This is a genomic window from Sulfuricaulis sp., from assembly GCF_049587675.1.
Taxonomy (GTDB): domain Bacteria; phylum Pseudomonadota; class Gammaproteobacteria; order Acidiferrobacterales; family Sulfurifustaceae; genus Sulfuricaulis.
Map to the genome: position 1 here is coordinate 1 of NZ_JBAVEJ010000173.1, position 4,831 is coordinate 4,831.

The following is a 4,831-nucleotide window of genomic DNA, read 5'->3' on the forward strand; positions in this document are numbered from 1 at the left end:
ACCCTGGGTCGGGGGCGGAGCATCCCAGATTCAAACACGCGGTCGCAGGCCGCTCGACTTTACGTGGGAATGACAGCAGCGAGGAAAGAAAAAACTAATTCATCCGCACCATGTTGGTGCCATAGAAAATCTCGGCCATCTCGTGCGTGAGACGCTGCGTGACAATCTTGTTGTCCTGTGGCGACAGCTCCGCTTCTTTCACGCCGAAGAGGTAGTTATCCAGCTTGGAGTCCTTCAGCATCATCTTGGTATGGAAAATGTTTTCCTGGTAGACGTTCACGTCCATGGCCTGATATCGGGCCAGCGTATTTTTATCAACGAAGTTCTGGACCGAGTTGATCTTGTGGTCGATGTAGTGCTTGGTGCCCTTGACGTCGCGAGTAAAGCCTCTCACCCGATAGTCAATAATCACGATATCGGATTCGAAACTGTGGAGCAGGTAGTTCAATGCGCGCAGCGGCGAGATCTTGCCGCAGGTGGACACATCGATGTCGGCGCGGAACGTGGCGATGCCGTTGTCCGGATGCGATTCCGGATAGGTATGCACCGTGATGTGGCTCTTGTCGAGATGCGCCACCACCGATTCCTTGATCGCGTGCTCGGGTTCGAGCGACAGATTCGTATGCGCGCTACGGTGTTGACGGTTGTGCGCCGCGTCCGGCAGCGGGCCGGGCGCCTCGGGGTTAAGCGGCTCCTCCTGGATCGGCAGTTCGGAAATGAGCATGGTGACGCTCGCGCCCTGCGGATCGTAATCCTGATGTGCGATGTTGAGGATATTGGCACCGATGATGCTGGCCACCTCCGACAGGATGGCGGTCAGACGCTCGGCGTTATACGCCTCGTCAATGTACGCGAGGTATTCCTTCTGCGCCTGCTCGCTGGGGGCATAGCAGATGTCGTAGATGTTGAAGCTCAGCGTCTTGGTGAGATTGTTGAAGCTCTCGAGCTTCAGCTTTTTAAGCGCACGAAACAGATCCAATTCCTAATACCCCCGGCAGAAAAACAATATAAGCTACCGCTTATTATCGGTCATCCTCGGCGCGAATCAATATTTTTTTGCGCTCATGCGATGCCGGTGACGGCGCGCACCGCGTCAAGGTACGCCTGATCCAGCGCCAACAGATCGCGCGTCGGATTTTCCCGTCCGTGCATGCGCACCAGACGTAAATGTGACACCGGATCGTCGTAATGACCCAGACCGGCCAGCACCTGATCGGCCGCTGCCGGATCGTTGCAGACCAGCACCATGTCGCAACCGGCAGAAAGTGCCAGTTTTGCCCGCGCCACGACGTTACCCGCCCCTTTGGCGCCCTCCATGGACAGGTCGTCGCTGAACACGACGCCCTGAAACTCAAGCTGACCGCGCAGAATCTTCCTGATCCAGGTGCTGGAAAAACCGGCGGGCTGGGTGTCCACACAGGTGAAAATCACGTGCGCTGGCATAATTCCCTCAAGGCCGTAATGAATCATGCGCTCAAAGGGCACCACGTCTTCGGCCATGATGTCGACGAGCAGACGATCGTCTACCGGCAGGGCCACATGAGAGTCGGCCTCCACCGCCCCATGCCCGGGGAAATGCTTGCCGGTGGCGGCCATACCGGCCCGGTGCATGCCGTGCATATAGGCATGGGCCAGATCGGCCACAGCCTCGGGAAGAGAGTGAAACGCCCGGTCGCCAATGACCTGGCTTACGCCGCGGTCGAGATCGAGCACCGGCGCAAAGCTGAAATCCACGTCCACGGCGCGTAATTCCGTGGCCATGAGCCAGCCGCTGGTCTCCGCCAGCCGCCGGGCGCGCTTGGGATTCTCGTCGTAGATATTGCCCAGATGCCGCAGTGGCGGAAGGCTGGTAAAACCGTCACGGAAACGCTGTACACGCCCGCCTTCGTGGTCCACCGCCACCAGCAGCCGTGGCGTGCGCAGGCCGTGAATGTCCCGCACCAGGCTTTCGACCTGCTCCGGCGACTGATAATTGCGCGCGAACAGGATCACGCCGCCGACCAGCGGATGTTTGAGCCGCTCGCGTTCGATGGCGCTCAGCGTCAATCCTTGCACATCCAGCATGACAGGACCGAGCGACATGATCAGCCCCGGATATGCACGCGCGTGCCCGGCGCGACGTGGTCGAAGAGTTCGATGATCTCGCGGTTGCGCATCTTGACGCAGCCACGCGAGCCAGGCACTCCCATGGGGTCCTCGTCCGGGCAGCCGTGGATATAAATGTAGCGGCGCATGGTGTCCACTTTGCCCAGGCGGTTTTTGCCGGGCTCCAGGCCGCAGAGCCAGAGAATGCGGGTGAGGATCCAGTCGCGATTGGGGAATGCCGTACGCAACGACGGCGAATAGATTTCGCCGGTAGGCCGGCGCGATACCAGCACCGCGTCAGCCGGCAGGCCGGCCCCGATCCTGGCGCGGATGTAGTGCGCGCCGCGCGGGGTCTTTTCGCTCCCGTTCTTCTCGCCTACGCCGTTGCGTGCAGTCGAAATCCGGGTTTGCATGAGTATCCGTTCCTGGGCGTCCTTCAGAATCAGAGTCTGGGTGGGAACATCGATTTCGATTACCGGTTGCGGCGCGGTCATGGTCAGGGACGGACAAAAAGCGCCATGGATTCCACATGGCTGGTTTGGGGAAACATGTCCATCGCGCCGGCCGCGGCCAGACGGTAGCCGAGCGCGTGTACGAGATATTCGCTGTCGCGCGCCAGTGTCGCGGGGTGACAGGATACGTAGACAATCCGCGACGGCAGCGGTTCGCTGAGGCGTTTGATTGCCTCGATGGCCCCGCCGCGCGGTGGATCGAGCAGCAAGCGGTCGACACGGAAATCCGCCCACGGCATCGGTCCGCCTTCGTGGTAAAGATTGGCCACCATGAATTCGGCATTGGCGATGTCGTTCAGTCGCGCATTGCGGCGTGCACCCGCGATCAGGGGCTCGTCGGCTTCCACGCCCAGCACGCGTCCGGCGTGTCGCGCCAGCGGCAACGTGAAGTTGCCAAGCCCGCAGAAAAGATCCAGCACCTGTTCATCGCCCTTGAGCTCCAGCAGCCTGACCGCCTGGCTGATCATCTTCTGATTGACGACGCTGTTGATCTGCACGAAGTCGGTCGGCCGGAAACGGATTTCCACATTGAATTCGGAAAGACGGTAATAAAGTTCCTCCGGTTCATCCGGCCAGAGCGCCACGATGGAATCCGGAGCATGCGGTTGACGGTAGATTTGAATATCGTGCCGCTTGCCAAAATCGCGCAGGAGTTCCTCGTCGCGTTCCACCAGCGGGAGCAGATGCCGGAACACCAGAGCGGAAACATGGTCGCCCGAGGCGACTTCGATCTGGGGAATGCGATGCGCGCAGGAAAGACTGCCGACCAGAGTGCGCAGCTCGGGCAGGAGCTCGGCGATTTTGGGTTCCAGCACCAGGCAGGTATCCAGATTGGCGAGAAAACTTTTGCGCCGCTCGCGGAAACCGATATGCATGCCGCCCCGCTCGGGCACGAGCCGCGCGCCCAGTCGCGCGCGCCGCCGGTAGCCCAGGGCGGGTCCCGTGATGGGTTCGAGCCAGGTCTCCGGCCGCACTTTGCCGATATGCGCGAATTGTTCCGCCAGAATCTGTTGCTTGGCCTGGATCTGGACCTCCGGACGCAGGTGTTGCAAGTCACAACCGCCGCAGGTGCCGAAATGCGGACATGGCGGCGTCACGCGGTTCGGGCTGGCTTCCAGTAATTCGACCAGTGCGCCGGTATCGAAATTTTTGTGTTTGCTCAAATAGCGAAACCGTACCCGCTCACCCGGCAGCGCGCCCTCGATGAATACCGTTTTTCCGTCCAGGCGCGCGACGCCGCGGCCGTCGTAGCCAATGGATTCCACCGTAGCCGTGGGGATGTCGCCGCCGGTGAAAGGAGAATCGCCACGGGGGCGGGATGATGTCATCGCTGGCGTTGCCATGAGATGGGATGCTTTACTTCCAGGCATCGAGAAAGGCATGGAGATGGGGTTTGCCGGCGTCGCGCAAGGTTTTGCGCACCAGATCGGTTTCGCGTTTCCACCCGGATTCATCTAGGTTGCCGCGTATCAGTTCGAAGCGCAGATATATAAGATAAGTATTGAGCGCGTCGGTTTCGCAATAGTCGCGGATCTCGCCGATCTTGCCGGCCTGGAACTGGCTCCAGACCTCGCTCCCGTGCCGGCCGAGCTTGCCCGGAAATCCCAGCAGTTGTGCGATCTCGTCGAGCGGCGCCGTGGCGCGAGGCTGATAAGCCGACAATACATCCATCAGGTCGGTGTGGCGCGCGTGGAAGCGGCTGAGGTAATTATTCCATTTGAAGTCGCGGTCGTTGTCACCGGTGTCCCAGTAACGCGACGCGGCGATACCATGCTTGAGCGAGCGATAATGCAGCACAGGCAGATCAAAGCCGCTGCCGTTCCAGCTCACGAGCACCGGCGTATATTTCTCGATGCCGTCGAAAAACCGCTGGATCAGCTCTGCCTCGCTCGAATCTGGCTCGCCCAGCGACCAGACGCGCAGGCTGTCGCCGGTGCGTAGCACCGCCGAGATCGCCGCCACACGGTGCAGGTGATGGCGCAGGAAATCAGATTCGCCGGTCTGTTCGCGGCGCTTGGCGAACATGACCTGTGCCACGTCCTTGTCGCTCAGCCCGTCCAGTCCGTGCAGTTGGCGGCCGGTCTCGACGTCCGGGATCGTTTCAATGTCGAATGCGAGGATATTCATAATAATTAATTCTCACCGCAAAGGCGCGAAGAAAAACTAAGGAAGGTCCGATTAAGCCCCCCGTTCGCCCTGAGCTTGTCGAAGGGTGAACGGGTAATACCATAAAT

5 protein-coding genes are annotated in these 4,831 nt (G+C 60.2%); all 5 read right to left on the bottom strand.

The features are described 5' to 3' along the window. Positions 1-94: 94 nt before the first annotated feature. Positions 95-973 carry an adenosylmethionine decarboxylase gene (gene speD / locus WB402_RS08870; protein WP_424207009.1) on the bottom strand — a complete coding sequence of 293 codons (879 nt, stop codon included), beginning with the start codon at positions 971-973 and terminating at the stop codon, positions 95-97. 89 nt (positions 974-1,062) lie between these two features. Beyond that, positions 1,063-2,082, bottom strand: a complete 1,020-nt coding sequence (nagZ, locus tag WB402_RS08875) for a beta-N-acetylhexosaminidase (protein WP_424207001.1) — start codon at positions 2,080-2,082, stop codon at positions 1,063-1,065. Between the two features lie 2 nt (positions 2,083-2,084). After that, positions 2,085-2,579: a L,D-transpeptidase family protein gene (locus tag WB402_RS08880; protein WP_424207003.1), complete on the bottom strand. Its 495-nt coding sequence runs from the start codon at positions 2,577-2,579 to the stop codon at positions 2,085-2,087. A 2-nt stretch (positions 2,580-2,581) separates the two neighbouring features. Further along, positions 2,582-3,925, bottom strand: a complete 1,344-nt coding sequence (gene rlmD, locus WB402_RS08885) for a 23S rRNA (uracil(1939)-C(5))-methyltransferase RlmD (protein WP_424207005.1) — start codon at positions 3,923-3,925, stop codon at positions 2,582-2,584. Between the two features lie 28 nt (positions 3,926-3,953). Further along, entirely contained in the window at positions 3,954-4,724 is a 771-nt protein-coding gene (locus WB402_RS08890) for a 3'-5' exonuclease (protein WP_424207007.1), read from the bottom strand. Positions 4,725-4,831 lie beyond the last annotated feature (107 nt).